At 71.5% G+C, this 26,880-nt stretch carries 27 protein-coding genes and 1 tRNA gene; 11 read left to right on the top strand and 17 right to left on the bottom strand.

Annotated features, from left to right (window positions below):
- Window positions 1-5 precede the first annotated feature (5 nt).
- Both FLX08_RS09060 and FLX08_RS09055 read right to left on the bottom strand, forming a co-directional pair.
- Window positions 6-347 (bottom strand): hypothetical protein, encoded by a 342-nt coding sequence (locus FLX08_RS09060; protein WP_142617777.1) that lies wholly within the window; start codon window positions 345-347, stop codon window positions 6-8.
- 241 nt (window positions 348-588) lie between these two features.
- Window positions 589-662, bottom strand: a tRNA-Arg gene (locus FLX08_RS09055).
- A 295-nt stretch (window positions 663-957) separates the two neighbouring features.
- Between FLX08_RS09055 and FLX08_RS09050 the strand changes: the two genes are divergently transcribed.
- From FLX08_RS09050 to FLX08_RS09025, 7 genes are all read left to right on the top strand, one after another.
- Entirely contained in the window at window positions 958-1,791 is an 834-nt protein-coding gene (locus FLX08_RS09050) for a phosphotransferase enzyme family protein (protein ID WP_142617776.1), read from the top strand.
- Window positions 1,792-1,832: 41 nt separating this feature from the next.
- Entirely contained in the window at window positions 1,833-2,810 is a 978-nt protein-coding gene (locus tag FLX08_RS09045) for a cobalamin biosynthesis protein (protein WP_142617974.1), read from the top strand.
- Entirely contained in the window at window positions 2,807-2,959 is a 153-nt protein-coding gene (locus FLX08_RS40485) for a hypothetical protein (protein ID WP_167530331.1), read from the top strand. The genes FLX08_RS09045 and FLX08_RS40485 overlap by 4 nt, the downstream gene beginning before the upstream one ends.
- Before the next feature lie 10 nt (window positions 2,960-2,969).
- Window positions 2,970-3,350, top strand: a complete 381-nt coding sequence (locus tag FLX08_RS09040) for a thiol-disulfide oxidoreductase DCC family protein (protein WP_142617775.1) — start codon at window positions 2,970-2,972, stop codon at window positions 3,348-3,350.
- A gap of 92 nt (window positions 3,351-3,442) precedes the next feature.
- Complete coding sequence (locus FLX08_RS09035; RefSeq protein WP_142617774.1) at window positions 3,443-4,351, top strand: ABC transporter ATP-binding protein; 909 nt, start codon at window positions 3,443-3,445, stop codon at window positions 4,349-4,351.
- Window positions 4,332-5,132 carry an ABC transporter permease subunit gene (locus tag FLX08_RS09030; RefSeq protein WP_142617773.1) on the top strand — a complete coding sequence of 267 codons (801 nt, stop codon included), beginning with the start codon at window positions 4,332-4,334 and terminating at the stop codon, window positions 5,130-5,132. The genes FLX08_RS09035 and FLX08_RS09030 overlap by 20 nt, the downstream gene beginning before the upstream one ends.
- Window positions 5,132-6,184, top strand: a complete 1,053-nt coding sequence (locus FLX08_RS09025) for a PucR family transcriptional regulator (protein WP_142617772.1) — start codon at window positions 5,132-5,134, stop codon at window positions 6,182-6,184. Before FLX08_RS09030 ends, FLX08_RS09025 begins: the two co-directional genes overlap by 1 nt.
- A 215-nt stretch (window positions 6,185-6,399) precedes the next feature.
- Here FLX08_RS09025 and FLX08_RS09020 read toward each other — a convergent pair whose 3' ends face one another.
- From FLX08_RS09020 to FLX08_RS08985, 8 genes are all read right to left on the bottom strand, one after another.
- The gene (locus FLX08_RS09020; protein WP_142617771.1) at window positions 6,400-7,362 is read right to left on the bottom strand and encodes a quinone oxidoreductase family protein; all 963 of its coding nucleotides are present in this window, start codon (window positions 7,360-7,362) and stop codon (window positions 6,400-6,402) included.
- An 86-nt stretch (window positions 7,363-7,448) separates the two neighbouring features.
- Window positions 7,449-8,483 carry a zinc-binding alcohol dehydrogenase family protein gene (locus tag FLX08_RS09015; RefSeq protein WP_142617770.1) on the bottom strand — a complete coding sequence of 345 codons (1,035 nt, stop codon included), beginning with the start codon at window positions 8,481-8,483 and terminating at the stop codon, window positions 7,449-7,451.
- A 141-nt stretch (window positions 8,484-8,624) separates the two neighbouring features.
- Entirely contained in the window at window positions 8,625-8,984 is a 360-nt protein-coding gene (locus FLX08_RS09010) for a winged helix-turn-helix transcriptional regulator (RefSeq protein ID WP_142617769.1), read from the bottom strand.
- A gap of 61 nt (window positions 8,985-9,045) precedes the next feature.
- Window positions 9,046-9,723: an HAD family hydrolase gene (locus FLX08_RS09005; protein WP_142617768.1), complete on the bottom strand. Its 678-nt coding sequence runs from the start codon at window positions 9,721-9,723 to the stop codon at window positions 9,046-9,048.
- Window positions 9,713-10,795, bottom strand: coding sequence for an ABC transporter ATP-binding protein (locus FLX08_RS09000; protein ID WP_142617767.1), 1,083 nt, complete (start codon window positions 10,793-10,795; stop codon window positions 9,713-9,715). The genes FLX08_RS09005 and FLX08_RS09000 overlap by 11 nt, the downstream gene beginning before the upstream one ends.
- Window positions 10,792-11,700: an ABC transporter permease gene (locus FLX08_RS08995; protein WP_142617766.1), complete on the bottom strand. Its 909-nt coding sequence runs from the start codon at window positions 11,698-11,700 to the stop codon at window positions 10,792-10,794. Before FLX08_RS08995 ends, FLX08_RS09000 begins: the two co-directional genes overlap by 4 nt.
- On the bottom strand, window positions 11,688-12,524 hold the full coding sequence (locus FLX08_RS08990; RefSeq protein WP_244312505.1) for an ABC transporter permease: 837 nt from the start codon (window positions 12,522-12,524) through the stop codon (window positions 11,688-11,690). Before FLX08_RS08990 ends, FLX08_RS08995 begins: the two co-directional genes overlap by 13 nt.
- A 4-nt stretch (window positions 12,525-12,528) precedes the next feature.
- Window positions 12,529-13,680, bottom strand: a complete 1,152-nt coding sequence (locus FLX08_RS08985; RefSeq protein ID WP_244312504.1) for an ABC transporter substrate-binding protein — start codon at window positions 13,678-13,680, stop codon at window positions 12,529-12,531.
- A gap of 112 nt (window positions 13,681-13,792) precedes the next feature.
- Here FLX08_RS08985 and FLX08_RS08980 point away from each other — a divergent pair, with 112 nt between their 5' ends.
- A complete protein-coding gene (locus FLX08_RS08980) occupies window positions 13,793-14,530 on the top strand; it encodes a GntR family transcriptional regulator (protein WP_142617765.1) in 738 nt (245 codons plus the stop codon).
- A gap of 88 nt (window positions 14,531-14,618) precedes the next feature.
- On the opposite strand, the gene FLX08_RS08975 is transcribed toward FLX08_RS08980, so the two are convergent.
- The 4 genes from FLX08_RS08975 to FLX08_RS08960 are packed head-to-tail and all read right to left on the bottom strand — an operon-like array spanning window position 14,619 to window position 18,243.
- Window positions 14,619-15,527, bottom strand: coding sequence for a 5-oxoprolinase subunit C family protein (locus FLX08_RS08975; RefSeq protein WP_142617764.1), 909 nt, complete (start codon window positions 15,525-15,527; stop codon window positions 14,619-14,621).
- Window positions 15,528-15,537: 10 nt separating this feature from the next.
- The gene (locus tag FLX08_RS08970; RefSeq protein ID WP_142617763.1) at window positions 15,538-16,155 is read right to left on the bottom strand and encodes a 5-oxoprolinase subunit B family protein; all 618 of its coding nucleotides are present in this window, start codon (window positions 16,153-16,155) and stop codon (window positions 15,538-15,540) included.
- Window positions 16,152-16,985, bottom strand: coding sequence for a LamB/YcsF family protein (locus FLX08_RS08965; RefSeq protein WP_142617968.1), 834 nt, complete (start codon window positions 16,983-16,985; stop codon window positions 16,152-16,154). Before FLX08_RS08965 ends, FLX08_RS08970 begins: the two co-directional genes overlap by 4 nt.
- Window positions 16,986-17,001: 16 nt before the next feature.
- Entirely contained in the window at window positions 17,002-18,243 is a 1,242-nt protein-coding gene (locus FLX08_RS08960) for an NRAMP family divalent metal transporter (RefSeq protein ID WP_142617762.1), read from the bottom strand.
- A gap of 189 nt (window positions 18,244-18,432) precedes the next feature.
- On the opposite strand from FLX08_RS08960, the gene FLX08_RS08955 reads away from it, so the two are divergent.
- Window positions 18,433-19,131 (top strand): GntR family transcriptional regulator, encoded by a 699-nt coding sequence (locus FLX08_RS08955; RefSeq protein ID WP_142617761.1) that lies wholly within the window; start codon window positions 18,433-18,435, stop codon window positions 19,129-19,131.
- Between the two features lie 86 nt (window positions 19,132-19,217).
- On the opposite strand, the gene FLX08_RS08950 is transcribed toward FLX08_RS08955, so the two are convergent.
- The 3 genes from FLX08_RS08950 to FLX08_RS08940 all read right to left on the bottom strand — a co-directional run bounded on the left by FLX08_RS08950 (window position 19,218) and on the right by FLX08_RS08940 (window position 22,460).
- On the bottom strand, window positions 19,218-20,339 hold the full coding sequence (locus FLX08_RS08950) for a glycosyltransferase family 4 protein (protein WP_142617760.1): 1,122 nt from the start codon (window positions 20,337-20,339) through the stop codon (window positions 19,218-19,220).
- Between the two features lie 256 nt (window positions 20,340-20,595).
- Window positions 20,596-21,246, bottom strand: a complete 651-nt coding sequence (locus FLX08_RS08945; protein WP_244312503.1) for a hypothetical protein — start codon at window positions 21,244-21,246, stop codon at window positions 20,596-20,598.
- Window positions 21,247-21,266: 20 nt separating this feature from the next.
- The gene (locus FLX08_RS08940; RefSeq protein WP_142617758.1) at window positions 21,267-22,460 is read right to left on the bottom strand and encodes an AAA family ATPase; all 1,194 of its coding nucleotides are present in this window, start codon (window positions 22,458-22,460) and stop codon (window positions 21,267-21,269) included.
- Between the two features lie 391 nt (window positions 22,461-22,851).
- On the opposite strand from FLX08_RS08940, the gene FLX08_RS08935 reads away from it, so the two are divergent.
- Both FLX08_RS08935 and FLX08_RS08930 read left to right on the top strand, forming a co-directional pair.
- On the top strand, window positions 22,852-23,118 hold the full coding sequence (locus tag FLX08_RS08935; protein ID WP_142617757.1) for a DUF6504 family protein: 267 nt from the start codon (window positions 22,852-22,854) through the stop codon (window positions 23,116-23,118).
- 79 nt (window positions 23,119-23,197) lie between these two features.
- Window positions 23,198-26,803 (top strand): DNA polymerase III subunit alpha, encoded by a 3,606-nt coding sequence (locus FLX08_RS08930; RefSeq protein WP_142617756.1) that lies wholly within the window; start codon window positions 23,198-23,200, stop codon window positions 26,801-26,803.
- Window positions 26,804-26,880: the final 77 nt, after the last annotated feature.

Genomic DNA, 26,880 nt, shown 5'->3' with positions numbered 1-26,880 from the left:
CCCTGTCAGTCGCCGTCCAGATGAAGCTCCAGCGCGGGATTTGCTACGCACTCTCGGGCAAGGTCCTCGAACTCCCGGATCACCCGGACGTCTTCCGCTGTCACGGCGAAGGCTCGAAGCCGAGCAAGCTCTTCAATGAACTGCGGCATCTCGGCCGATGTCAGGATCACGCTCCCGTACGGGTCGATCCTCTCCAGCATCGGATTCACGCTGCGCCCACGGATCTGATCGACGAGGCGAACGAACGAATCACTGTGATCCAACGCCACGGCAGCAGGCGTAAGCCTCCTGCTCTTGGGGCTGGACCCTGGTTGTTCCACCTGCATCAGCACGGCGTCGACGCCCATGATCACACATTACTCCGGGCCCGGTTCCCCGCCGGGCCCTTCGGCGTGCCTGGGCCTCGGGATCGTTCCGGAGAGCGGCGGAATCCGCCTGGCGACCTGCGGAAACTCGGCCAAGATCATTCCGGATATATTCCGGGAGTGGCCGCCTGGGGCTGCATCTGGTGGCGTCCGGCTGCATCCTCGGCGAGAGCCCGATCATGTGAAAGCCCAGCTCAGAGGGGAGATGGGCTGATGAGGGGAGCGCGCCCTGAGGGATTCGAACCCCCGACCGTCGGATTAGAAGTCCGATGCTCTATCCAGCTGAGCTAAGGGCGCTCGTGCCTAATTCTGCATGATCTGGGGACCGGGTACACACCCGGTTTCCCGGACATGGGCTGGCGCATGCCTCGTACGGGCCTGCGGGCCTGGTCACCGGGGCCGCCCGGCCTGCGTCGATGCCACTCAGGCACGTGCCCGTGCCTCCTTTGATCGACCACTCCTCACGTGCAGGAAGCCACGACATCGCCTGGCTTCTCGTCAGGTGGACGATCGTCCGTCTGGCGAGACGTTTTCCTGTTCTTCGTGCTTTCCGGCGGAAATGTGATCGCCTGCAGGGCTAAACTCCTGCGCCATGTCCGTACGCGAGATCCCGCTCATCGGAGACGTCTCCGAGGGGGTCGTACGGGTGGGGGCGACGGTGCGGCGGCCGATGCGTCCCACGTCGCCGTCGGTCCACGCGCTGCTGCGGCACCTGGAGGGCGCAGGGTTCGACCGGGCGCCGCGGGTTCTCGGCACCGACGAGCGGGGCAGAGCGATCCTCACGTACGTCGAGGGCGTGGTGCCGGGGCATCCCCTGCCGGCGTACGCGGTGAGCGACGAGGCGCTGACAACTCTCGCCCGGCTGCTGCGGCGCTTCCACGATGCGGCGGCCTCGTTCGTCCCGCCTCCCGGCGCCGTCTGGGAGAACGGCTCGGCGCCGGAGGGCCCCGCCGAGCTCGTGGGCCACTGCGATGTCACCCCGGCCAACGTCGTCTTCCGGAAGACAGGGCGGGATCTCCTGCCGTACGCGCTGATCGACTTCGACATGGCCAGGCCGACGACGCGGCTGTTCGACGTGGTCACCACGTTGCGGCACTGGGCCCCGCTGGCCGATCCCCTTGACCGCGACCCTGCGCAGCGGTCACTGGACGCGGCGGCCCGCGTGCGGGCGTTCTGCGACGCGTACGGCCTGCCGCTGCGGGACCGGCTCAGGCTGGTGGACACGGCCAGGATGCGGTTCGGCCGCTCCTACACACTGATGCGCGACCGGGCCAGGACGCTCGGCGGCGGCTGGGCGCGCATGTGGGACGACGGCGCGGGCGGACGGATCAGGCGCGCCGCCGCCTGGCTCGACGCCAACGAGGACGCGATCCAGAGCCGCCTCCTCGGCTACGAGGGCTACGAGGGCTACGAGCCCATCCCATGACAGATGGGCACGTACGGCAGAATGCCTGCGTGACCCGGATCATGGACGGTGCCACGGCGGCGGGGCTGCTCGCCGGGGCCGTGATCGACGCGGCGGTGGGAGATCCCCGGCGCGGCCATCCCGTCGCGGTGTTCGGCAGCCGGGCCGCCGCCCTCGAAAAGCGCATATATCGCGACTCGCGGTTAGCGGGCCTGGCCTACACCGCCGTCTGCGTCGGCGCGGCGACGGCCGCGGGGCTGCTCGCCGAGCGGGTGACCCGGTCGAGCCCGATCGCACGGGCCGCGGTCACCGCCGCCGCCACGTGGGCGGTGCTCGGCGGCACGACGCTGGGCAGGGAGGGCATGCTGATGGCCCGCTCGCTGGAGGAGGGCGACCTGGCCGCTGCCCGCGCCCGCCTGCCCCACCTGTGCGGACGCGACCCGTCCGGCCTGGACGCCGCGGAGCTGGCGCGGGGCACGGTCGAGTCCATCGCGGAGAACACCTCGGACGCCGTCGTGGCCCCGCTCGTGTGGGGCGCGATCTTCGGCGTGCCCGGCCTGCTCGGCTATCGCGCGGTGAACACGCTGGACGCGATGGTGGGCCACCGGTCGCCGCGCTACGCGAGGTTCGGCTGGGCCTCGGCGCGGCTGGACGACGTGGCCAACTACGTGCCGGCCCGGCTGACGGGGCTGCTCACGACGGGTCTCGCCGGTCTGGCGGGCGGCTCTCCCCGCCGCGCGGCCGCCGTGTGGATCAGGGACGGGCACCGCCACCCCAGCCCCAACTCCGGACGCTGCGAGGCGGCCTTCGCCGGCGCTCTCGGCGTACGGCTCGGCGGGGCCAATGACTACGGCGGCAGGGTGGAGCACCGTCCGGAGCTGGGCGACGGCCCCCGCCCGGCCGTCTCCGACATCCCCAGGTCCGTACGGCTCGCGCGCGCGGTGTCGTACGCCTCGGTGGGCATGGCCGTCGCCGCACGCCTGATCAGAGGACGGGCGCGCCTGGTCAGCGGCCGGGCACGCCGGAGGGATCGGCCATGAGCGCGCTCATCCTGCTGCTGGCGGTCGCGGTCGTCTTCAGTTTCGCGGTCGCGGTGATCCTGCTCGTCGTGCTGGCGGTGCGCGCGTCACGACGGCCCGCGCCACCACCACCACCACGCGACCGGAGTGATCCGTCCCAGGATCGGTAGGTTCGACAGCATGGGCCAAGAAAACGCAGAGAACCGGGTCCTGCTGGTCTTCGACGGCGACTGCGCCTTCTGCCAGGCGTGCGTGGACGCCGGGCACCGGTTCCTGCCGTACATGCCCTCGGTGCGGACCTGGCAGGGCGTCGACCTCCACGCGGCCGGCCTGACGCGCGAGGAGGCAGAGACGTCCGTGCGGCTCCTCGGGCCCGACGGGCTGCGCGCCCACGGTGCGCGCGCCGTGGCGCTGCTCCTCGCCCTGCAGCCGTGCGCGGTCTGGCGCGCGGCCGGCCGGGTGATGCTGACGCCGCCGGTGAGCTGGCTGGCGGAGGCGGGCTACCGGCTGGTCTCGCGCTACCGCCACCTGCTGCCCGGCTCCGCCGACTGCGGCACTTGACCCCCGCTTTGCCGAAGGTGCGAACGAACACGACCGGCAAGTGTCCGGAAGCGGGCATACCCCGCGCCTGACGGGAGCGCCACCATTGCGGCATGACAGCAGTGGTGGAGACCGAAGGACTGACGAAGTTCTACGGTGCGAGACGGGGTCTCGAAGACCTCACCCTCGAAATCCGGCCGGGCGAGGTCTTCGGCTATCTGGGCCCCAACGGCGCGGGCAAGACGACGACGATCCGGCTGCTTCTCGGCGTGATCCGGCCGACGTCCGGCCGGGCGACCGTCTTCGGCGCCGACACCCGCGATCCGCGTGTACGCGCCCGGATCGGCTACCTCCCGGGCGAGCTGGCCCTGGAGGGCAGGGAGCGGGCCCGCGACTACCTGCAGTTCCTCGCCGACGTGCGCGGCGGGGTGAGCCGCGGCAGGATCGACGACCTGGCCGAGCGGCTCGACGCCGACCTGTCCGTCAGGATGGGGGAGCTGTCGAAGGGCAACAAGCAGAAGGTCGGGCTCATCCAGGCGTTCATGCACGAGCCCGAGCTGCTCATCCTGGACGAGCCGACGAGCGGGCTCGACCCGCTGGTGCAGCAGGAGTTCCTGGCCATGGTCAGGGAGGCGCGCACGGCCGGTCACACCATCCTCATGTCGTCGCACGTGCTCGCCGAGGTGGAGCACGTGGCCGATCGGGTGGGCATCGTGCGGGCGGGCCGCCTCGTCGCGGTCGAGGACATCGCCGCGCTGCGCGAGCGGGCCGTACGCCACGTGGAGCTCCACTTCGACGCGCCCGTCCCGAAGGAGTCGTTCGAGGGACTCCCCGGCGTACGTGACCTGGTCGTGCAGGGGGCGAGCCTGCGCTGCACGATCGATGGCAGGCCCGACGCGCTGATCAAGGCGGCGGCCCGCTACACCGTGGTCCACATGGTCAGCGCGGAGCCGGACCTGGAGGAGATCTTCCTGACCTACTACAGCGAGGAGGAGGGCCGTCATGCCCACGCTGGTGCGTAAGACCCTGGGAGAGTATCGCCGCGCCCTCATCGGGTGGACGGTCGGGCTGTGCGCGTTCCTCACCATGTACATCTCGATCTACGCGAGCATGATGAAGGACCCCGAGACGTTCAGCGCGCAGGCGATCGCCAAGTATCCGGGCGCGTTCCGGGACCTGATGGGCGGCATGTCCGACATCGCGACCGGGCGCGGCTACCTGCACGCGGTCGCCTACCAGCTCCTCGGCCCGCTGCTGTTCACCATGTGCGCCGCGATCCTCGGCAACCGGGCCATCGCCGGCCCGGAGGAGGCCAGGACGCTGGAGCTCACGCTGACGCTGCCGATCGACCGCAGGCGGCTGCTCCTGGAGCGGTGGGCCGCGCTGGCGCTCGGCCTGCTCGCTGTGGCGCTGGTGACGCTGGCACTCGTCGCCGGAGCGTCGTCCGCCGCCGACATGGAGGTGCCGTTCGGTGACATCCTCGCCGCTCACACCGGGCTCTTCCTGCTCGTGCTGTTCTTCGGGACGCTGACGCTGTGCGTGGGCGCGGCGTTCGGGCGCAAGCAGGTCGCGCTCGCCGTGACCGGCGTGTGGGGCGTCGCCGGATACATCGTGGAGACGATGGGCAGGAACCTCGACGCGATCTCCTGGCTGCGCTGGGTCTCGCCCGTCCATTACTACCTCGACGGCAGGCCGCTCTATCAGGGCTGGCCGTACGGTGACTACCTTGTGCTGCTGGGTGCGACGGCCGTCCTCCTCATGACGGCGCTGCTCGCCTTCGAACGGCGTGACGTAGGAGTCTGATGGACAGCGTTCTCGCTCGCGTGAGCGAGGCGACCGGGGTGCCCGCCGACTTACTCGGCGGGTTCCTGTCGGTTCTGGCCGCGTCGGCCGCCACCGGCAGGCTGCCCGCCCGCGCCGACATGGACGCCCTGCGCGAGTGCGGCGCCCTCGCCGCCGAACGCGGCATCCCGCTGCGGGTGCTCGCCGACGCCTGCCTGCACGCCGCCGAGATCACCGCAGGCGGGGCCTTTGGCGCCGTACGCCGCGGGATGGCCGCCTACATCGAGGGATACGAGGAGGCCCAGCGCGCCGCGCTCCGGCAGGAGGAGGAGGCCCGCCGCCTGTTCGTCGACGACCTGCTGCAGGGCAGGGCGGACGCCGAACGGGCCGAGCACTTCGGCCTGCGGCTCGCCGGGGCGTACGTCGTGACCGTGGCCAGGCCCGGAACCCCGGTGGCGGCGGGGGACCCGCTGGCCGGGAGGATCGAGCAGGCGCTGGTGGCGAGGTTCGGCTCGCACAACATCCTGGTCACCGTCCGCGACGGCCTGCTGGTGTGCGTGGCCCCGGGCGCGCTGACCGCCGCGAGCGGTGAGTTCACCCACCACGTGCGCTCCGCGCTCACGGACTGGCGGGCCGGGGTGGGCCGCCCCCACCAGGGCCCCGGCGGCATCGTCACGTCCTATCGCGAGGCGGTCAACGCGATCGAGCTCGGCGAGCGGCTCGGCCTGCGGGCCCAGGTGCTCAAAGCCTCCGATCTGCTGGTCTTCCCGGTTCTGCTGCGGGACAGGGACGCGATCGTCGACCTCGTCTCGACGGTGCTCGGGCCGCTTACCTCCGCCCGCGGCGGCCCCGAGCCGCTGCTGGAGACGCTGGAGGCGATCTTCGCCTCGCAGGGCAACCACACGGCGGCGGCGCGCAGGCTCGGCGTCAGCACCCGGGCGATCACCTACCGGCTGGAGCGGATCAGGAGGCTGACCGGCTTCTCGCCGAGCGATCCCACCCAGCGGTTCACGCTGGAAACGGCCGTGCTCGGGGCCCGCCTCCTGGAGTGGCCGGCCCACCCGCTCGCCTGATCTGCTCCCGTGCCCGTCTGGGGACAGGCGCCGGCGCACCCGACCGCCGCGCCGACCGCCGGGTCGCTGGCCGAGGCTCTCGGCCGGGCTCTCCACCCCGGCGTGTGGCGGCCCGCGCCGCGTCCCTCGCGGGCGGGATGCGCACCGACGGCGCCGCGATCGCGGCGCAGCGCCTGATCGACCGCATGGCCGCCTGAGGACGGCTCATCGGCAGGTCAGGGGATGAGCAGCAGCTTGCCGGTCGTCCGCCTGCCTTCCAGGTCGTCGTGGGCGCGCCGGGCCTCGGCGAGCGGGTAGCGCTGCGAGATGTGCACCTTCACGGCGCCGGAGGCGACCCAGCCGAGCAGGTCGTTCGCCCGCGACAGCAGCTCCTCGCGGGTGGCCGTGTAGTGCCCCAGCGTGGGCCGGGTGAGGAACAGCGAGCCGCCCGCGTTGAGCCGCTGCGGGTCGAACGGCGGGACGGGACCGCTGGCCGCGCCATACAGCGCCATCATGCCGCGGGGCCGCAGCGACGCGAGCGACCCGTCGAACGTGGCGGCGCCGACCCCGTCGTAGACGACGTGCACCCCGGCGCCGTCGGTGATCTCCTTGACGGCCTCGGAGAAGCCCTCGTAGCCGACGACCTCGTCGGCCCCCGCCTGCCGGGCCAGCTTCTCCTTCTCGTGGCTGGAGACCGTGCCGATCACGCGGGCGCCGCGGAGCTTGGCCATCTGGACGAGCAGCAGGCCCATGCCCCCGGCCGCCGCGTGCACGAGCACGTCGTCGCCCGACCGGATCGCGTACGTGGAGTGGGTCAGGTAGTGCGCGGTCAGCCCCTGGAGCAGCACCGCCGCCGCGAGATCGGGCGCCAGCCCGTCGGGCAGCCGGACCACCTTCTCCGCCGGGATCACGGCCTTGCTCGCGTACGCGCCGACCGCGGCGGCGGAGCCGACCCGGTCGCCGGGCACGATGTCGGTCACGCCGGGCCCGACGGCCGTGACGGTCCCGGCCGTCTCCGAGCCCGGGATCAGCGGAAGCGGCAGCGGATAGCGGCCCTCGCGGTGGTAGACGTCGATGAAGTTGACGCCCGTCGCCGCGACGTCGACCAGCACCTCCCCGGGACCGGGCTCGGGGTCGGGCCGTTCGGCGTACTCCAGCACGGAGGAATCACCGTAAGTGGGGACGACGATGGCATGCATGCGCGACTCCTGGTGTTCTTGGGCTCGGTTCCTCTCGTCCCCAACCGGTCGCGCCGCATCCGTTGTTCCCGCCGGAGAAGGGTTGTTCAGAAGCCCGTGAGGGTGATCTTGCCGATCGCGGTGCCCGATTCGACGATCCGGTGGGCCTCACGCAGGTTGGCGGCGTTGACCGGGCCGAGGTCGCGGGTGGCGGTGGTCGTGAGGACGCCGGAGTCCACGAGCCGGGCGACCCGGTCGAGGATGCGGTGCTGGTTCACCTGGTGCGGCGTCTTGAACAGCGAGTGGGTGAACATGAGCTCCCAGTGGAACGCGATGCTCTTCGGCTTGAGCACGCCGATGTCGAGGGAGTCGTGGTCGTCGATGGCGACGATCGCGCCGAAGGGGGTGAGCGCCTCGGCGTAGGCCGTGAGGTTGCGGTCGGTGCCGATCGTGCTGAAGACGTGGTCGACGCCGCCGGGCGCGACCTCGGCCAGTTGCTTCGCCAGCGGCGCCCGGTGGTCCACGATGTGGTGGGCGCCCATCCGGCGGGCGAACTCCACCGTTTCGGGCCGGGAGGCCGTGCCGATCACGGTGAGCCCGGTCAGGGCGCGGGCGAGCTGCACGGCGATGGAGCCGACGCCGCCCGCGGCCGCGGTGATCAGCAGCGTCCCGGTCTGGTCGAGCGCGTCGCCGCGCAGGCCCAGCCGCTCGAACAGGCCCTCCCACGCCGTGAGCGAGGTCAGCGGCAGCGCGGCGGCCTCGGTGAAGGACAACGTGGCGGGCTTGCGGCCGACAATACGCTCGTCCACGGCGTGGAAGCGGGAGTTCGCGCCGGGCCGGTCGAGCGCGCCGGCGTAGTAGACCTCGTCGCCGACCTCGAACAGCTCCACCTCGTCGCCCACGGCGACCACGGTGCCCGCGGCGTCCCAGCCGAGCACCTTGAGCTCGCCGCCCGGATCGCTGTTGCGCCTGACCTTGTAGTCCACCGGGTTCACGGCGACGGCCTCCACCCGGACCAGCAGGTCGCGCGGTCCGGGTACGGGCACCGGCAGCTCCACGTCGAGGAGGCTTTCCGGGTCGTCGATGGGCAGGCTGCGCCGGTAGGCGACGGCGGGCATGGTCCCGTTCGGGTTCTCGGTCATGTCTGTCCCTTGCGCGTTCGTCACGAATCACGTGCCGAAGCCGGTCGTACGGCTCGGCGGCATGACCTGCACGGTAGCCACCGGCGCCTGGTTACCCGCAAGGGACACGAGTATCCATCGGGAACCATCCAGGTGAAGGGCCTACTCCGAACCGGGGAAGCGGCCGATGTTGCGCTCCACCCACGTCCGCAGGTGGGCGAGCGGGACGTTGGCGTCGCGGCCGAGCGGCGTGAGGCTGTATTCCACGCGCAGCGGCACCTCGGGATACACGTCGCGGTGGACGAGGCCGTGGTCCTCCAGGCGGCGCAGGGTCTGGGTGAGCACCTTGGGGCTGACGCCCTGGAGCCGGGCGCGCAGCGCGCCGAAACGCTGCGGCCCGTCCTCCAGGGCGCCCAGGGCCAGCGCGCTCCACTTGTTGGCCAGCAGGTCGAGCATGTTGCGGCACGGGCAGGCGGCCGAGTAGACGTCCTTGGGATCGTCGCAGGTGTTCATGACGTGCATGCTGCGACGATACCCAAGGGGAACTTAAGTCCGCGAAGTTACCAGCCGAGGCTCACGGCGTTCACTGAGATGCGCAGATGACCAGCCGGCGCAGCAGCGGCAGGTCGATGCTCTCCAGCGTCGGCACCGCCGTCACCCCGTCGGTTCCGCTCACGCCGCTCGTCTCGTTCGTCGTGCCGGACGGGCCGACCACGATGACGGCGCACCCGGCGGACCGGGCCGAGGCGACGCCGGTCGGGCTGTCCTCGATCGCCACGCACGCGGCCGGGTCGACGCCGAGCCGCGCGGCGGCGGCCAGGTAGGGATCGGGCGCGGGCTTGTTCCTGGCGCTGTCGCCGGCGGCCACCGACAGCCGGAAACGGTGCCCGCCGACGGTTTCGAGCACCAGGTCCACGACGGGCCGGGGGGACGCGCTGACCAGCCCCGCCGGGATCCCGGCCGCGCGCAGGGCCTCCAGCAGCGCGACCGCGCCGGGAAGCGTGGTCACCCCGTTCTTCAGCCGGCCGGTGAACGCGCCCGTCAGCATGGCCTCGACGGCCGCCGCCCCCGGACCTCCGGTGATGTGCACGGCGGCGTCCTCGACCGACAGGCCGAACAGCGCCTCGCGGTCGGCCTCCCCGAGAGGGGAGCCGAGGCCGTCCGCGACCTCCACGCAGGCGTCCCACCACAGGTCCTCGGTGTCCACCAGCGTGCCGTCCATGTCGAACAGGACCGCCGCAGGGCACGCCCTAGACGACATCGGGTTCGGGGACCGCCGCCGCGGCTCCGGTCTCCGAACGGGCCGACACGAGCACTGGCCGCTCGACCAGCCCGATCCGTACGGCCGTGCCGGGCGCGAAGCGCGCCGAGTCGTGGCCGGGGACGTCGGCCAGCACCTCGGTGCCGTCGCCCAGGCGGATCCGCAGGCGGGCGGTGGAGCCGCGGAACGACGACACCATGACGATCCCGTCGCCCTCGGCGTCCGGAGTGACCAGCACGGCCTCGGGCCGCACCAGCACGTCCGCCTGCGCCGCGTCCGGAGACGGCCCCTCCACGGGCAGCGTCTGCCCGAGGACGGTGACCCCGTCGCCCGACACCAGGCCGGGCAGGTGGTTCATCGCGCCGACGAACTCGGCGACGAACGCGGTCGCCGGCCGGTCGTACAGGGTGGCGGGGTCGGCGACCTGCTCCAGGCGGCCGTCGCGCAGCACGGCGACACGGTCGGCCATCGACAGCGCCTCCTCCTGGTCGTGCGTCACGAAGATCGTCGTGATGCCGAGGGAGAGCTGCAGGCGGCGGATCTCCTCGCGCAGCGTGACCCGCACCTTGGCGTCGAGCGCCGACAGCGGCTCGTCCAGCAGCAGCACCCTGGGCTCCAGGGCGAGCGCGCGGGCCAGCGCCACGCGCTGCTGCTGGCCACCGGACAACTGGTGGGGGTAGCGGTCGCCGACGGAAGGCAGGCCGACCAGTTCGAGCAGCTCCTGCGCGCGGGCGTGCCGCTTGGCGGCGGGCGCCTTGCGCACCCGCATGCCGAAGCTCACGTTGTCGCGCGCGTTGAGGTTGGGGAAGAGGCTGTAGGACTGGAAGACCATGCCCGCGTCGCGCCGGTTGGCCGGCACGCGCGTGATGTCGGCGCCGTCCACCAGCACCTCGCCCTCGTCGGGCTGCTCGAAGCCGGCGAGGCAGCGCAGCGCGGTGGTCTTGCCGCACCCCGACGGGCCGAGCAGCGCGATCAGCTCGCCGGGCTCCACCGTGAGGTCGAGCCCGTCCAGCGCGACCGTGCTGCCGAACCGCCGCCGCAGGCCGCGGAACTCGACCCGGGCGCTGTTCATGATCCACTCCTTTGCCTCGCACCGGCGGACGACAGGGCGAGCAGCAGCAGCCAGGTGATCAGCAGGCTGAACACCGAGACGGCCACCGACACCTGCGCCTGTGAGCCGGAGATCCGGTAGATCCAGTTGGGGAAGGTCTCGAAGCTGAGCAGCCTGGCGATCGTGAACTCCCCGAGCACCAGCGCCAGCGTGAGGAACGACGCGCTCGCCATCGCCGACCGCATGTTGGGGATGATCACCCGCAGCAGCACGTGGGGCCACGACGCCCCGAGGTTCCTGGCCGCCTCCGACAGCGTGCGCACGTCGATCGCGCCCAGGCCCGCGTCGAGCGAGCGGTAGGCGAACGGCAGCGCCAGCACGACGTAGGCGAGCACGAGCACCACCGGGAAGTCGGGGTTCTGCACCGCGATGATCGTCTGATAGAGGGGCGTGGTCGCCAGATAGTCGGGCCCCCACCGCAGCACGGTGCTGATCCCGGCCACGAACGTGATCGGCGGCACCACCAGCGGCAGCGTGCAGACCACTTCGAGCACCGGGCGCAGCCGCGGCGCGCCGAGCCGTACGGCCACCGCGGCGGGCAGCGTCAGCAGCAGCACGAGCACGATCGTGGCGACCCCGAGCCCGAGCGACAGCAGGAGGCTGCCGCCGAAGCCCTCGGCCGAGAAGATCTGGCCGTACGCGTCGAGCGAGAAGCCCTGGTCGGGCACCTTCACCGTGAAGACGAACGACGCGATCAGCGGGACGAGGAAATAGACGGCGGCGAGCACGAGGACCACCCCGCGCCACACCCGGGACCGTGCTGCCGTCGCGCCGCGTTGCCGCGGCCGGCCGCCGCGCGCGGGCGCCGTTCCGGTGGCGGCCTGCGTGGTCACCTGAGGGGTCACCTGGGGGGTCAGCGAAGCCATCGGGCGCTCCTTCGCTGCAGCGGGAGGTAGACGGCCATGACCAGGCCCGCGACCACGATCATGTCGAGGCTGAGGGCCAGCGCGACGTTCTCGTGGCCGATCAGCACGTTGCCGGTGAGCGCGTCCGCGATCTTCAGCGTGACCAGCGGGACCGTGGACCCGACCATGGCCTGCGCCGTGGCGTAGGCCGAGAACGCGCCGCCGAACAGCAGCACGACCCCGCCGAGCAGCGCCGGGGTCAGCACCGGAATCCCGACATAACGCCAGAACTGCCAGGTGCTCGCGCCGTTGTTCTGCGCGGCCTCGCGCCACTGCGGGCGCAGCCCGTCGAGCGCGGGCACGACCGTGAGCACCTGGAGGGGGATGGAGAAGTACAGGTAGACCAGGGTGAGACCCCAGAAGTTGTACAGGCTCCACCCGTGCTGGCCGAGGCCGAGCGTGGTGGTGACGACGCCCGAGTTGCCGAGCGTGGCGATCCAGGCGAAGGCCAGCGGCACGCCGCCGAAGTTGGCCAGCACGCCGGAGGCGGTCAGCACCGCCTCGCGCAGCGCACGGAACCGGGAGGTCACCACGGCCTGGGCGAGGAAGGTGCCGAGCACCCCGCCCAGCACCGCCACCAGCGCCGAGAGCTTGACGCTGCCGAACAGGGCGGTCAGGTACGCGCCCTGGAGCGACTCGGTGAGGTTGGCGGTGCTGAACGTGCCCTCCTTGGTGAACGTGCCACCAAGGAGGACCAGCATCGGCACGCCGAAGACGATGACGACGAAGACCAGCAGCGGCACGGCCGCCCACCGGCTCTTCGATCGCGTACGGCTGTCGCGCACGATCTCAGCCCGAGACCGCCGCGCCCCACCCGCTCGCCAGGACTTCCTTGGCCTTGTTGACCTGGTCCGGAGTGGGGAAGGAGGGGGTGCCCTCGACCTTGGGGAGCTGGGCGACCATCGTGGCGTCCGCGCTGCCGTCCTCCTGCATGGAGGGCAGCAGCACCGGGCGGGCGTAGCCCTTCAGCCACAGGTTCTGGCCCTCGGCGCTGTAGAGGAACTCCTGCCAGAGGCGGGCGGCGGCGGGGTGCGGCGCCCACTTGTTGATCGCCTGGGCGTAGAAGTTGGCGTACTGGCCGTCGCCGGGGATGGCGATCTGCCAGTCCACGCCCTTGGAGGAGAACTCCTTGGCGTAGCTGGCCTGCAGGTAGTCCCAGTCGAGGGTGATCGGGGTCTCGCCCTTCTCCACCGTGGCCGGGGTGGCCTCGACCGGGTTGAAGTTGCCGTTCTCCTTGAGCTTTTTGAAGAAGTCGATGCCCGGCTGGATGTCGTCGAACGAGCCCTGGTTGGCGAGCGAGGCGGCGTAGACGCCGGCGAAGGCGGCGCCGGCCTTGGTCGGGTCGCCGTTCAGCGCGACCATGCCCTTGTATTCGGGCTTGAGCAGGTCGGCGAAGGTCTGGGGGCAGGTCTTGACCCGCTTGGCGTCGCAGCCGATGGAGATGTAGCCGCCGTAGTCGTAGTACCAGGCGCCGCTCGCGTCCTTCTGGCCATCGGGGATCTTGTCCCAGCTCTGCACCTTGTAAGGCGCGAAGAGGCCCTCCTGGGCGCCGCTGAGCGCGAAGGCGCTGCCGAGGTCGAGCACGTCGGGCGCGCGGTCCTGGCCCTTGAGGGTCTTGACCGCGTTGATCTCGTCCTGGCTGGAGCCGTCGGGGTTGTCGTTGGTGATCTTGATGCCATACTTGGCCTCGAACGCCTTGATGACCTCGCCGTAGTTGGCCCAGTCGGGCGGCAGAGCGATGGTGTTGAGCTGCCCTTCCTTCTTGGCGGCCTCCACCAGCTTGTCCATCCCGCCGAAGTCCTGGACGGAGGTCGCGGAGGCGGCCTTGGAATCACCCGACCCCGAGCCGCCGCCGGCGGTCGTGGGGGCGGCGCCGCATGCCGCGATCACTGAGGTGGTTATCGTGAGCGCGGCCACAAGGCCGACGGTACGTGTGGACAACTGTCCCTCCCACTGTGGTGCGTGGATCGAACTTAGGCGAACTTGTACAAACAAGCCAGAGCTAGTAAGTCGCATATCGATGTCAGTCGCGTGAACGGAAGGGCTCATCACGATGGCGCGCTACGAACAGATCGCGGGTGACCTGCGGGACGCCATCGTCAGGGGGGACTATCCGATAGGCGCTCAGCTCCCCTCCGAGGCTGAGCTGGCCCTACGCTATTCGGCGGCGCGCGGCACCGTTCGCCAGGCCGTCGCCCTGCTGGCCGCCGAGGGGCTGGTGGGGTCGCGGCAGGGCGCGCGCCGCATCGTGCTCGGCAGCGAGCGCAGCCAGAGCTTCGCCGAGCTGCACAGCTTCGCCCAGTGGGCCCGATCGATGGGCTACCGCGCCAGCGGCACCGTGCTGTCCTCCCGCCGCCGCCGGTGCTCGCCCTCCGAGGCCGTACGGCTGTCGCTGGAGCCGGGGGAGGAGGTGCTCGACGTGCTGCGGCTGCGGCGGCTCGACGGCGAGCCGGTGCTGGTCGAGCGCACGGTCTACGCCGGGTGGATCGCCCCCGCCGTCGAGCGGCTCGACCCCGAGTGCGAGTCGGTGACCCAGGAGCTCTACGAGTCGGTCGGCCTCGTCTTCGCGTACGGCGAGCACCTGATCGACGCCGTGGCGGCCGGCAGCGAGGACGCCCGGCTGCTCGAGGTGCGGCGGGGCAGCCCCCTGCTGCGCCAGCGCCGCGTCACCACCACGCAGGAGGGCAGGCCCGTGGAGTGCTCCGACGACCGCTACCGGGCCGGCAGCGTGACCTTCAGCATCCGCAACTCCACCGCCGCCAACCCCCTCGTCCGCCGCGCCGCCGACTGATCCCGGCAGGCCTCAGAGCAGGCGCCGGTCGCCGGCGTGCGCCGGCGCGCCGTGGCACGGCCGGATTCCGATGAGGAAGCCCACCAGGTCAACGGGTGCCGGCCACCCGGAAACGGACGTGCTGCCCGGGGCGGGCCTGCGCCGCCCGGTCGACGTGGTGGTCGCGCACCACCGCGATGACCGGATATCCGCCGGTCACGGGGTGATCCGCGAGGAAGAGCGTCGGCTGCCCCGACGGCGGCACCTGCAGCGCGCCGGGCACCATGCCCTCGCTCGGCAGCTCCCCGTCGCGCGCGCGTTCGAGGCGCGGCCCGCGCAGCCGCATGCCGACCCGGTCGCTGTGCGGGGTCACCTCGTACGGCTCCGCGCACAGGGCCGCCAGCGCCCCGGGGGTGAACCAGTCGTGGCGTGGCCCCGGGATCACATCGAGCACGAGGACGCCCGCCTCAGGCTCGGGCACCGGGGCGAAATCGGCCACCGGAAACGCCGCGGGCGCCGGCCCGACCGGGAGCACCGACCCGGGCGCCGGACGTTCCGGGCCGAGCCCGGAGAGCAGGTCGGTGGACCGCGACCCCAGCACCTCGGGCACGTCGATCCCGCCGCGGACCGCCAGGTAGGTCCGCAGCCCCCGGGGCGGCACGCCGAGCCGCAGCGTGGCCCCGTCAGGCAGGTGCTCGACCGACGCGTGCCCGGGGCCGCGCGTGCGTCCATCAGGGAGGGTGACGGTGGCGGGGCACGGGGCGCCGGTGAGCGTCAGGAGCAGGTCGCCGACGGCGCGCACCTTCAGCCCGCCCAGGGTCACCTCCAGGCAGGCGGCGTTTTCGGGATTGGCCAGCAGGCGGTTGGCCAGCCGCAGCGCGCCCCGGTCGGCGGCGCCGGAACGCCCGACGCCGAGATGGCTGTGCCGGCGCCGCCCGAGGTCCTGCACCGTGGTGAGCGGACCGGGAGCCAGCACCACCAGCGCCCGCCGAGGCCCGCTCACCGCCTGCTCGTTCATGACGCCCCGCTCACGGCCGCGCCTCCGCGAACCGCACCCGGACCCCCGGGCGCAGCAGGGCGGGCGGGTCGGCCGCGATGTCCCACACCACGGTCTCGGTGCGCCCGATGAGCTGCCAGCCGCCCGGCGACTCGCGCGGGTAGACCCCGCTGAACTCCCCGGCGAGCGCCACGGCGCCGGTCGGCACGCGTACGCGGGACTCCGGCCGCCGGGGCACGGCCAGCCGGGGATCGCCGCCGATCAGATAGCCGAAGCCGGGGGCGAACCCGCAGAAGGCGACCGTCCACGCCGTCCCGGTGTGCGCCGCCACGACCTCGCGTTCGGTGAGCCCGGTCAGCCGGGCCACGTCGGCGAGGTCGTCGCCGTCGTACACCACCGGGATCACCACCTCCTCGGTCGTCGCCAGGCGGCCCCGGGCCGGCCGTACGGACAGGACGGCGGACTCCACCTCGGAGTGACGTGCCGGCGGCTCGAACCGGACGAGCAGCGTACGCGCCGCGGGGACGAGGTCGACGATCCCCCGCGGAGGGGAGGCCGCGAGGGCATCGTAGAGGGCGACCACCTCCTCGAGGCGGTCGAGCTCGACCAGGACCGCGTGCTCGCCACAGCGGTGCAGCCGTGCGTTCACACACTCTCCTCCGCGAACGACGCCTTCGTGTCCGTGACCGGCTGCTCTTTGAACGGCTGCTGCGCGAACGGCTGCTGCGCGAACGGCGCCAGGCCGATGCCGTTCGCCTTGAGCGCGTCACGGACCTCGATCGCCATGGCGACGGCGCCGGGGCTGTCGCCGTGCACGCAGATCGAGTCGGCGGTGACGGTGAGCGGTGTGCCGTCGACCGCCTCGATCGGCTCGCCCCTGGCCATGCGCACGCTGCGCTCGGCGACCAGGGCGGGGTCGTGCAGGACGGCGCCGGGCACGCCGCGCGGCACCAGTCTGCCTTCGCGGGTGTAGGCGCGGTCGGCGAAGCATTCGGCGACCGTGGTGAGGCCGGCCCTGGACGCCTGGCGCAGCCACGCCGAGCCGGGGAGACCGAGCACGGGCAGGCCGGGGTCGTAGGCCCGCACCGCCGCGACCACCGCGGCGGCCTGCGCCTCGTGGTGCACGATCGCGTTGTAGAGCGCGCCGTGCGGCTTGACATACCTGACCCTGGTGCCCGCCACGCGCGCGAAGGCGTCCAGGGCGCCGATCTGGTAGATGACGTCGTCGGCGAGCTCGACGGGCGGCACGTCGACGAAGCGCCGCCCGAAGCCCGCCAGGTCGCGATAGCCGACCTGGGCGCCGATCACCACGCCGCGCGCGGCCGCCGTCTCGCAGGTGCGCCGCATGATGACCGGGTCTCCCGCGTGGAATCCGCAGGCGACGTTGGCGCTCGTGACGATCGACAGCAGCGCGTCGTCGTCGCCGAGGGTCCACCGGCCGAAGCCCTCGCCAAGGTCGGAGTTGAGGTCGATGCACATGGTCGGGTAGGACACGTCAGCTCCAGAGCGCGCTGATCCCGCTGAGGGAGTTCCAGCCGAGATAGATGGTCAGCGCCCAGGCGAGCACGCCGATCCCGAGCAGCCAGACAGGGTAGCGGTATCCGCCCAGGAGATCACGACGGCGTGCGGCGACCCAGAGGATCACCGCCAGGCCGACGGGCAGGATGAGGCCGTTGAGCGCTCCGGCGAGGATCAGGAGGTTGGCCGGAGCCTTGCCGAGGAGCAGGAAGACCGCGGTCGAGACGATGATGAAGGCCACCGTGATCCACGAGCGGTAGCGGTCCGTCCGGGGCGAGAAGCTGGCGAGGAACGACACCGACGTGTACGAGGCGCCGATGACCGAGGTGATGGCCGCGGCCCACAGGACGACGCCGAACAGCCGCAGGCCCAGCTCGCCCGCCGCGCTCGCGAAGATGTCGGCGGCGGGGTTGGCGGAGTCGGCGGCGAGTTTGAAGCCTCCGGCCACCACGCCGAGCGAGGCGAGGAAGAGGATCACGCGCATGACACCGGTGACGAGGATGCCGGTGACCGAGCCGCGGGAGATCTGCCCCGCGTTGCGCGGTCCGGTCACGCCCGCGTCGATGAGCCGGTGCGCCCCCGCGTAGGTGATGTAGCCCCCGACCGTGCCGCCGATCAGCGTCGTGACGGCGAGGAAGTCGACCTTGTCCGGCAGGACCGTCTGCCGCAGGGCCTCGCCCACCGGCGGGTCGGAGACGACCGCCACGTACAGCGTCAGCGCCACCATCACGACGCCGAGGACGACGACAATCCGGTCGACGGCCACGCCGGCCTTCCTGCTGAGGAAGATGCCGACGGCGATCAGGGCGGACACCGTGCCGCCGATCTTGACGTCGATCCCCGCGAGGGCGTTCAGGCCGAGCGCCGCGCCGCCGACGTTGCCGATATTGAACACCAGGCCGCCGAACGCCACGAGGGCGGCCAGGAGATATCCCGAGCCCGGCAGCACCCGGTTGCCCAGCGTCTGGGCGCGCATGCCGGAGACGCCGATCACCCGCCAGACGTTCAGCTGGACGGCGATGTCGACGAGGATCGACGCGACGATCACGAAGGCGAACGCCGCCCCGAGCTGCGCCGTGAACGTCGTCGTCTGGGTGATGAAGCCGGGGCCGATGGCGCTCGTGGCCATGAGGAACATCGCGCCGAGCAGCGCCGAGCGCCGTCCTCCGCTCGTGGTGCCCGCGGACGGGGTCGTCTGGGTGCCGGGGGGTGGGTTCATCCGAAACTCCTTTGCTTCACCTCCCCTGGAAATTAGAGGATTGTTCAACGATTCATCAAGACTCTTGTAGGTTACTTCCGCGCTACAACTCCATGTGATCGCGCGAAATCCATTGGTGATCACGGAATCCGGCCGGCGTGCCGCGGCCTAAGCTGGGACTGATCCGGCGGTCGAGAAGGGGTTGCGGTGATGACGGCTATGGCGGACTGGGCGGCACGGTTGAGCGCGGCCCGGCCGGTGCTCGATCGGGCCAGTGCCGCGGAGCTGGTCGCCGACGTCCTGCGGGAGAACGTCATCGACGGCTCCCTGCCGCCGGGCACCCGCCTGTCGGAGGAGACGATCGGCAACCTGCTCGGCGTCTCCCGCAACACGCTCAGAGAGGCGTTCCGGCTGCTGTCGCACGAGAACCTGCTGGTGCACGAGCTGCACCGCGGGGTCTTCGTCCGCAAGCTCGCCGCCGCCGACGTGGCCGACATCTACGCGATGCGCCGCATCCTCGAAACGGCGGGCGTACGGGCGTCCGTCACGGCCCCGCGGGAGGCTCTGGACGAGGTGCGGCGCCACGTCGAGAAGGGGAAGGCGGCGGCGGAGGACGGTGACTGGGCGGCCGTCGGCACCGCCAACATGCGGTTCCACCGCGCGATCACCGCGCTGCTCGCCAGTCCCCGGGTGGACGAGACCATGGCGCGCCTGCTCGCCGAGCTGCGGCTGGCCTTCCACGTGATGGGCGAGCTCAGGACCTTCCACGAGCCCTACCTGGAAGACAACGCGCGCATCGCCACGCTGCTGATCGAGGGCGATCCCGAACGGGCCGAGCGGGAGCTGCTCGCGTACTTCGACACCGCGGAGGCCCAGCTCCTGGCCGCGTACGCGGATCACGCGGGCTGAGTCACGGCGCCTGAGCCACGGCACCTGAGCAACCGTGCCGGTCCGGCCCGCCCGCGGCGTGCGCGGCAGGCGGGCCGGTCGGTTGGTCAGCCGGCGAGAGCGGGGGCGGGGACGGAGGCGGGAGTGCGGTTTCGCCGGGCGGCCGCGGCGATCACCTGCCGATAGAGGCGCTCGTATCCCTCGGCCATCACCGAGACGTCGAAGCGCCGCTCGACGTGGGCGCGGCAGGCGCGGGGATCCAGCGCGCCGGCCCGCTCGACCGCGTCCGGCAGCTCGTCGGGCGAGGTGCGCACGAAACCGGTGACGCCGTCCACCACGACCTCGGGGGCCGCGCCGCGGCGCAGGGTGACCACCGGCGTGCCGCACGCCATCGCCTCGATCATGACCAGCCCGAACGGCTCCTCCCACTGGATGGGGAACAGCAGGCAGCGGGCCCGCGACAGCAGGTCGCGCTTGCGGGCGGCGTCGGCCTCGCCCACATATTCGGCGTCCGCGCCCAGGCGCGGACGGACGAACCTGGAGAAGTAGTCGTGCTCGGACGGCTCGGTCAGCTTGCCCGCGAGGAGGATCCTGCGCCCGGCCGCGCGGGCCGCGTCGATGGCAAGGTGGGCGCCCTTGTCCGGGCTGAACCTGCCCAGCCACAGCAGCCAGTCCTCCTTGTCCGTCCGATAGGGGAAACTCGCGACGTTCACGGCGTTGTGCACCACACCGGCCCAGTTCAGGCCGGCGGCCGACCCGCGCTGGGAGCCGGAGATGGCGGCCAGCGAGACCGTGCCGCCCAGCCTGCGGTAGAACTCGCCCAGGTCGTCGTCGATCGCGCCGTGCACGGTCACCAGCGTCGGGGCCGTACGGGAGGCCGCGGTGAGCGGGCCGGCCAGGGAGTGGTCGTGGACGATGTCGACGTCGAGGGAGGCCAGCGTGGCCGCGGCGGCCGCCGCGTGCACCACCTCGGGCAGCGGCTCGCCGATGCGCGACGAGGGGGCCTCGGGATAGGTGGCGACGTAGTCCGCCGGGGTGTCGGCGCGTCCCGCGCCGATGAGCGTCACCGTGTGTCCACGGCGCACGAGGGCGGTGGTCAGGTCGGACACCATGGCCTCGATGCCGCCGTACGCCCGGGGCGGGAGTTCATACCAGGGTGGGGCGACCATCGCGATCCGCAGGCCACCGGAGCGGGACCGGGCGGGGTGAAGATCGCTCACTGAACGCATGACGAGTACACCTCCGATACGCATCCACGGTCTTCGGCGTGGGAATCACCGCCGCCGCGTACGCGTCGTAGTGCTTGGTCCCAGCGCCCGCGCCGGCGACGACACTACTGTTAGCACTCTCCTGTCCCGAGTGCCAAACAGGCCCCTCCTGTTCCATACGGAGGCCGAATCGGGTTTCCGGCCGAGCCGACGCGTGTGAAGTCCGCGAAGGGGTGACTCGGGGCTGTCCGGCAGAGGGAAGCAGGTGAGGGCGGAACTATCGGTTCCCGAGGTGTTCCCCGCAGCAGCGCTCCACGTTGACGCAGAGATCGCTCCATGATCGGTTCGAACCGGACAACTCTCTCAGGGATCCCAGGGAGACCGCTTTCTCCAGCACCCCGGGTGCATCCGACTCCCGGTAGCGGCGTGACGAGTTCCCGATCTCGTTCATGAGGACCTTCTTCGGGTCATGTATTTTCCCCGTGTCTCGCCCCAGGTATTTGCTCGGCACCTCCCAGGAGGACACGAACGCCTTTAACGCTTTCGGGAACAGGAACATCCACGCTTCCGTTTCCCATGCGGCCAGCCCGTAATGAGCCGAATTCATCTCCCTGTTCAGGGCGTCCTGCACCCGGTCGCGAATCCGGACGTACTCTTCGCCGTCGAGGGCGTCGAGATCCTCATGGACGAAAAAGCAGGCGAGTTCGGCCTTCTCCCTGGCGGCCCGGGCGCGGGCGAGTCTGGCGAGTTTGTTCACTCGATCGGTGAGTCTCTGCCCGGTGGCCTGCCTTAGTCGGACAGGCTCGTTGATCTCCACGAGCCTCCCTTTCATCTGCGGGCACATGGCTTCCAACACGATGCGGAGGCAGCGCCGGTCGTTGCTGTCCTCGCCGGCGAGAACCACGACGGGCTTTTTCGTGGCACGCACCCGAGTGCCGCCTCGCGGGGTCACAGATCGCCTCCCAGGGCGCCCGAGAACCACAGCTCGCCGAGAGGCAGCCCTTCGCTTCGCGTGACGATGTCACGGATCTGATTATGGGATATGGCGGGTATCGCGGAAGATCCGTCGTCTCGGCGTTCGCAGACGACCAGTTCGTGAGGGTGCAGCCTGTCGGCAAGGGCAGGGGAGTGCGTGGCGATGAGGAACTGCGTCCGTAGGCTGGCCTCGCGTAGCCGCTCCACCAGGAGCTCCAGAGCTTGGGGATGCAAGCCGTGATCGATCTCCTCGATGCACGTCAGGGCCGGCGGGCTGGGGTCGTAAAGCAGGGAAAGGAGACCGAGGAGGCGGATCGTTCCGTACGATGCGTCGGCGAGCTGCGTCCGTCTGCGAAGTCCTCGCTCGTGGAGGATGACGATGACCTCGCGCGCGGGACCAGAGGGAAATTCGAAATCAATTCCGGTGAGCTGTGGAAGCACCTCGATCGCGTCTGCCTCCAGCCTCTGGAACGCCTCCTCGTCACGACTTCGCAGCGTCAGAAGAAACGCGGCCATGTTGGCGGCGTCGTCCTCCAAAGCATCCATCCCGTGTGGAAAGCGACTCGGCATGCGGGCGGATCCGACGTTCACATCGAAGACCCGGAAGGACGCGAGCCGCTGCGCCACCGTCGCCACCTCGGTCCCTCCCTCGTCATCTGTGAGCCGGGGAAGCGTGGAGAGACCGCTGCTCAGCCGCTGGATTCCGATGGAGTGTGCAGGGGACTCGGCGCGGTCTTTACCGATTTGAACGACATTGACCTTCTGGCCGGAAATCGTGATGCGGCGGCCGCGTCCCTGCGTCCGTTTGAATTGGAATGTCTCACGCCGGGAAAGCGATCTGCCGCTGCGCTGCTCGATCCGGAGTGAGTACTCGTCGGGTGCGTTCGGGCTGCTGTGGGTCGTCCAGTTGGCCTTCAGTTTGATCTGGATGGAGGTCGGTGGTTTGTCCCCACCCCAGAAGGCGACCTCGTCGAACCCGCCGCGAAGGTCGAGTGCCGGCTGCAGGTCGGTCCGGATCACGTCCGCGAGAAATCGGAACACTTCGAGGATGTTGGTCTTTCCCGCGCCGTTCGCGCCGACGAGCACATTGAGCGGCCCCAGGGGAAGCACCACTTTTCGCAGGCTGCGGAAGTTCTCCACCTCGAGCTCGATCAGCCGCTTCTCCATCAAGCCACACTTTCCATGCCGGTCTGCGTTCCAATGGTCACTGTGCGGACCAGTGCGAGTCCCCGCCAGAGTACTGCTGTGATCACAGACGGAGACGGTCTCCTCTGAAGATCGCGCCTCGGGTGCGGGACGAGGTTCAACGTCACAGGGTCGACATCGTGGTCGCCGCGCACCTTGCGGCGACGAAGCGTCCGCCCGGCGACCCTATGCGGTCGCCGGTGCCTGACGGATCCGCCTGCGGGCGCGCTTCCTGGGATTTCGCACCCGGGAACGGGCCGTGCCGACTTGCGTTCACCGCCCTGGGAACGTATGTTCGAAGTAGCGGCGATTCTGCCCGAATCATCCGCCCGTCTTCCCCCGGGTGGCCACGAAGCCACAGGGAGAAGGAGTCTTGAGCAGACTTTACGGCGATCCGATCGAGGTGTGGGTCCGGGACGGGCGCCCTGCTCAGTTCGTCTGGCGTGACCGGCTCTACACCGTCCGCGAGATCGAGGACCACTGGGTGGTCGCCAGAGAATGGTGGAAGACCTCGGACGCCGATCCCGGCGAGCGGCGCTTCTGGCGAGTGGGGGCCGCGGCCGGCAAGGAGGTCGGGACCTATGAACTGCGCTTCGACACCGCCAGCGGCGGCTGGCTCCTGCTGAGGGCCTGGGACTGATGGGAACGCTCCAGCCACCCACGACGACCGGGGGACGGGCCGCTGGAGGACGGACCGGGGGACGGACGGAGGCACGCCCGTGACGCACGCCTTCGCCCACCTGCACGTGGCGTCCGCCTTCTCGCTGCGGTACGGCACCGCGTTCCCGGCCGCCCTCGTCCGGCGGGCCGCCGAGCACGGCATGGACACGCTCGCGCTGACCGACCGCGACGGCCTCTACGGCGCGATCAAGCACGTCATCGCCTGCCACGAGCAGGGCGTCCGCCCGGTCGTCGGGGTCGATCTCGCCCTCGACGGCGCCTCCTCCACGCCGGACGACCTGTTCGAGGGCGGCCTGCCGTCCGGCCGCCGCACGGGTCACGGCCACGGCCGCGGGCATGGGCACGGGCACGGGCATGGGCACGGGCACGGCCGGGGCACGGCGGCCGAGCCGGCGCGGGTCGTCGTGCTCGCGCGCACCGACGGCTGGGCCGCGCTGTGCCGCCTGGTCACGGCCGCCCACCACGCGGGGGAGCGCGGCGCGCCGTACGTCACGCCGGGGATGGTGGCCGAGCACGCGACCGGCCCGGACGGGGAGCCCCGGCTGACCGTGCTGCTCGGGCCCCGCTCCGGCGTCGGCCGCGCGGTGGCCGAGCGGCGCGACGACCAGGCCCGCGCTCTGCTGGCCGCCTGGCGCGCGGTGGTCCCCGACCTGGTCGTCGAGGTGTCCGACCTGTACGGCTATCGCGACGCGACCACCGCCGCCCGCATGATCGGGCTGGCCGACTCGATGGGCGTGCCGGTCGTGCTGACCAACGCGGTCCGCTATCTGGACGCCGCCGACCACCAGATCGGCAACGTGCTCGACGCGGCGCGCAAGCTGGTGCCTCTCGACGGGCGGCACCTCGACGACCCCACGGCCCACGCGTACCTGAAGGACGGCGCAGAGATGGCGCGGGTGGCCGCGCGGATCTGCGGCGGCGACACGGGCCGGGCCGCCCGCCTGCCGGCAGAGACGCGGCGTGTCGCGGAAAGGTGCGTGCTCGACCCCGTCGAGATCGTGCCCCTGCTCGACCCCGAGCGGCCCCGGCTCCACCTGCCGGAGGTCGGCGAGGACCCGGTGCCCCTGCTGCGGCGCCGCTGCGAGGAGGGGCTGGCTCGGCGGGGCCTGGAGCGCTCGGCCGAGGCCCGCGACCGGCTCGCCGCCGAGCTCCACGTGATCGAGAAGAAGCGGCTGTCGGGCTATTTCACGTCCGTCGCCGGCATCACGGACATGATCCGGGCGATGGGTGTGCGGTGCGCGATCCGCGGCTCGGGGGCGAGCAGCCTGGTCAACTACCTGATCGGCATCGGCGAGGTGAACCCGCTCGAACACGGCCTGCTGATGGAGCGCTTCCTGTCGGAGGGCCGCAAGGGCCTGCCCGACATCGACATCGACGTGGAGTCGGCCCGCCGCCTCGACTGCTACCGCGCGATCCTCGACCGGTACGGCGAGGAGCGGGTGGCCTGTGTGTCGATGATGGAGACCTATCGCGCCCGCAGCGCGATCAGGGACGTCGGCGCCGCCATGGGCCTGCCGCCGCACGAGATCGACGTCATCGCCAAGGCGTTCCCGCAGGTGCGGGCCAGGCAGATCAGGGCCGCGCTGTCCGACCTGCCGGAGCTGCGCGACAGCGGGCTGAACGACCGGTCGCTGGAGACGGTGTTCCGCCTGGCGGAGCGGCTCGACGGGCTGCCCCGGCACATCGCGCTGCACCCCTGCGGCGTGCTGATCGGCAACTCCACGCTGCGCGACCGCACGCCGGTCGAGCGCAGCCTGCTCGACTTCCCGATGTCGCAGTTCGACAAGGACGACGTCGAGGAGGCGGGCCTGCTCAAGCTCGACGTGCTCGGCGTGCGCATGCAGTCGGCGCTCGCCTACGCCCTCCAGGAGGTCGACCGGGTCGAGAACCGGAAGATCGACCTGGACGCCGTGCCGCGCGACGACCTGGAGACCTACGACATGATCCGCCTCAGCCGCACGATCGGCTGCTTCCAGATCGAGTCGCCGGGGCAGCGCGAACTGGTCGCCAAGCTGGAGCCGCGCACGATGCACGACCTGATCGTGGACATCTCGCTGTTCCGCCCCGGACCGGTCAACTCCGACATGGTCACCCCCTACCTGGAGACCCGGCACGGCTTCCGCGAGGCGCGCTACCCGCACGAGTCGCTGCGCGAGGCCCTCAGGGAGACCAACGGCGTGGTCGTCTTCCACGAGCAGGTCATGAAGGTCATCGACGTCATGACCGGGTCGGGGCTGTCGGAGGCCGACCGGGCCCGCCGCGCCCTCGGCACGCCGGAGGGCCGCGAGGCCGTACGCGCCTGGTTCGTGCCGCTCGCGAAGGAGAACGGCTACGCCGACGACGTCGTCGAGCGGGCGTGGAAGGTGCTCGACGCGTTCGGCGGGTTCGGGTTCTGCAAGGCGCACGCGGCGGCGTTCGCGCTGCCCACCTATCAGTCGGCCTGGCTGAAACGGCACCACACGGCGGCGTTCCTCGCGGGCGTGCTCACCCACGACCCCGGCATGTATCCGAGCCGGGTCATCCTCGACGAGGCCCGCCAGTGCGGGGTGGACGTGCTGCCCCTCGACGTCAACCGGTCGGGGAAGGCCTGGCTGGTCGAGCGTACGGGCCCGTCGGAGGGCGGGCCGGTGGAGGACGGGCCGGTGGAGGACGGGCCGGTGGAGTTCGGCCGCGGATATGGCCTGCGGGTGCCGTTCTCGGCCGTACGGGGGGTGAGCGAGGCCGAGGTGGACCGCATGGTCGCGGGCCGGCCCTACACCTCGCTGGCCGACTTCTGGGAGCGGGCCCGGCCCTCGCGGCCGGTGGCCGAGCGGATCGTGGAGGTCGGCGGGTTCGACGCGCTGCACGGCCTGCGGCCGGGGGAGCCGCGCTGGCGGCCGGGACGGCTGACCAGGCGCGACCTGATCGCCCAGGTCGGCGCGCTCGACCGCGGCTCACCGGTGGGCGCGGCGGGGCAGCTCCCGATGGGATTCACCGATCGGGTCACGCCCGGCGAGCTTCCGGAGATGACCGAGGCCGAGGCCGTCGAGGCCGAGCTGGAGATCCTCGGCATGGACGTGAGCCACCACGTCATGGACTTCTACCGCGACCTGCTCGACGCGATCGGCGTGACGCGGGCCAGGGATCTGCTCCGGCAGCGCAACGGCGCGGAGATCCTGGTCGCGGGGGTGAAGGTCGCCACCCAGACGCCCGCCGTGCGGTCGGGGCAGCGGGTCATCTTCACCACCCTGGACGACTCCACCGGCCCGATCGACCTGACGTTCTTCGAGTCGGTGCAGGCGCACACGGCCGCGACCGTGTTCGGGTCGTGGCTGCTCGCGGCCAGGGGAGTGGTGCGGCGCACCGGGGGCCGGGCGGTCTCGCTGCGCGCCGTCCACTGCTGGAACCTCGCCGACCTCGACCGCGTGTGGCGCACCGAGGGGCTCGACGCCGTACGCGCCGTGATCAGCGAGGTGCCCGTGCCCGGTGCCGGGGTGGGCGGACGGCCCATCGAATACGGCAACGGCTTCCGGGTGTCGCCCTACTCCGACAACGGCGCCCCGCCTGCCGTACGCGAGGGGCGGTTCCCCGGCCATCCGTCCGCGCCCCAGCGGCGGCTCTGGCACGCCAGCTCCGGCAGCTCGGGACCGCCGCCAGGCCGATGATCCTCGCCGCCGTCCCCGAATCCCGCGCGGGCGGAGGCCGCGCGGCCGGGCTCGGAGTGCTGGGCATCCGATCCGGC

The sequence above is a fragment of the Microbispora hainanensis genome (assembly GCF_006874475.1).
GTDB classification, from domain to species: Bacteria; Actinomycetota; Actinomycetes; order Streptosporangiales; family Streptosporangiaceae; genus Microbispora; species Microbispora hainanensis.
This window is presented reverse-complemented; position numbering and strand designations above follow the sequence as displayed.

Coding starts and splice junctions, on each gene's coding strand:
- FLX08_RS09060 (WP_142617777.1), bottom strand. CDS start 347: ATGGGCGTCGACGCCGTGCTGATGCAGGTGGAACAACCAGGGTCCAGC.
- FLX08_RS09050 (WP_142617776.1), top strand. CDS start 958: ATGTCCGTACGCGAGATCCCGCTCATCGGAGACGTCTCCGAGGGGGTC.
- FLX08_RS09045 (WP_142617974.1), top strand. CDS start 1,833: ATGGACGGTGCCACGGCGGCGGGGCTGCTCGCCGGGGCCGTGATCGAC.
- FLX08_RS40485 (WP_167530331.1), top strand. CDS start 2,807: ATGAGCGCGCTCATCCTGCTGCTGGCGGTCGCGGTCGTCTTCAGTTTC.
- FLX08_RS09040 (WP_142617775.1), top strand. CDS start 2,970: ATGGGCCAAGAAAACGCAGAGAACCGGGTCCTGCTGGTCTTCGACGGC.
- FLX08_RS09035 (WP_142617774.1), top strand. CDS start 3,443: ATGACAGCAGTGGTGGAGACCGAAGGACTGACGAAGTTCTACGGTGCG.
- FLX08_RS09030 (WP_142617773.1), top strand. CDS start 4,332: ATGCCCACGCTGGTGCGTAAGACCCTGGGAGAGTATCGCCGCGCCCTC.
- FLX08_RS09025 (WP_142617772.1), top strand. CDS start 5,132: ATGGACAGCGTTCTCGCTCGCGTGAGCGAGGCGACCGGGGTGCCCGCC.
- FLX08_RS09020 (WP_142617771.1), bottom strand. CDS start 7,362: ATGCATGCCATCGTCGTCCCCACTTACGGTGATTCCTCCGTGCTGGAG.
- FLX08_RS09015 (WP_142617770.1), bottom strand. CDS start 8,483: ATGACCGAGAACCCGAACGGGACCATGCCCGCCGTCGCCTACCGGCGC.
- FLX08_RS09010 (WP_142617769.1), bottom strand. CDS start 8,984: ATGCACGTCATGAACACCTGCGACGATCCCAAGGACGTCTACTCGGCC.
- FLX08_RS09005 (WP_142617768.1), bottom strand. CDS start 9,723: ATGTCGTCTAGGGCGTGCCCTGCGGCGGTCCTGTTCGACATGGACGGC.
- FLX08_RS09000 (WP_142617767.1), bottom strand. CDS start 10,795: ATGAACAGCGCCCGGGTCGAGTTCCGCGGCCTGCGGCGGCGGTTCGGC.
- FLX08_RS08995 (WP_142617766.1), bottom strand. CDS start 11,700: ATGGCTTCGCTGACCCCCCAGGTGACCCCTCAGGTGACCACGCAGGCC.
- FLX08_RS08980 (WP_142617765.1), top strand. CDS start 13,793: ATGGCGCGCTACGAACAGATCGCGGGTGACCTGCGGGACGCCATCGTC.
- FLX08_RS08975 (WP_142617764.1), bottom strand. CDS start 15,527: ATGAACGAGCAGGCGGTGAGCGGGCCTCGGCGGGCGCTGGTGGTGCTG.
- FLX08_RS08965 (WP_142617968.1), bottom strand. CDS start 16,985: ATGTGCATCGACCTCAACTCCGACCTTGGCGAGGGCTTCGGCCGGTGG.
- FLX08_RS08960 (WP_142617762.1), bottom strand. CDS start 18,243: ATGAACCCACCCCCCGGCACCCAGACGACCCCGTCCGCGGGCACCACG.
- FLX08_RS08955 (WP_142617761.1), top strand. CDS start 18,433: ATGACGGCTATGGCGGACTGGGCGGCACGGTTGAGCGCGGCCCGGCCG.
- FLX08_RS08950 (WP_142617760.1), bottom strand. CDS start 20,339: ATGCGTTCAGTGAGCGATCTTCACCCCGCCCGGTCCCGCTCCGGTGGC.
- FLX08_RS08940 (WP_142617758.1), bottom strand. CDS start 22,460: ATGGAGAAGCGGCTGATCGAGCTCGAGGTGGAGAACTTCCGCAGCCTG.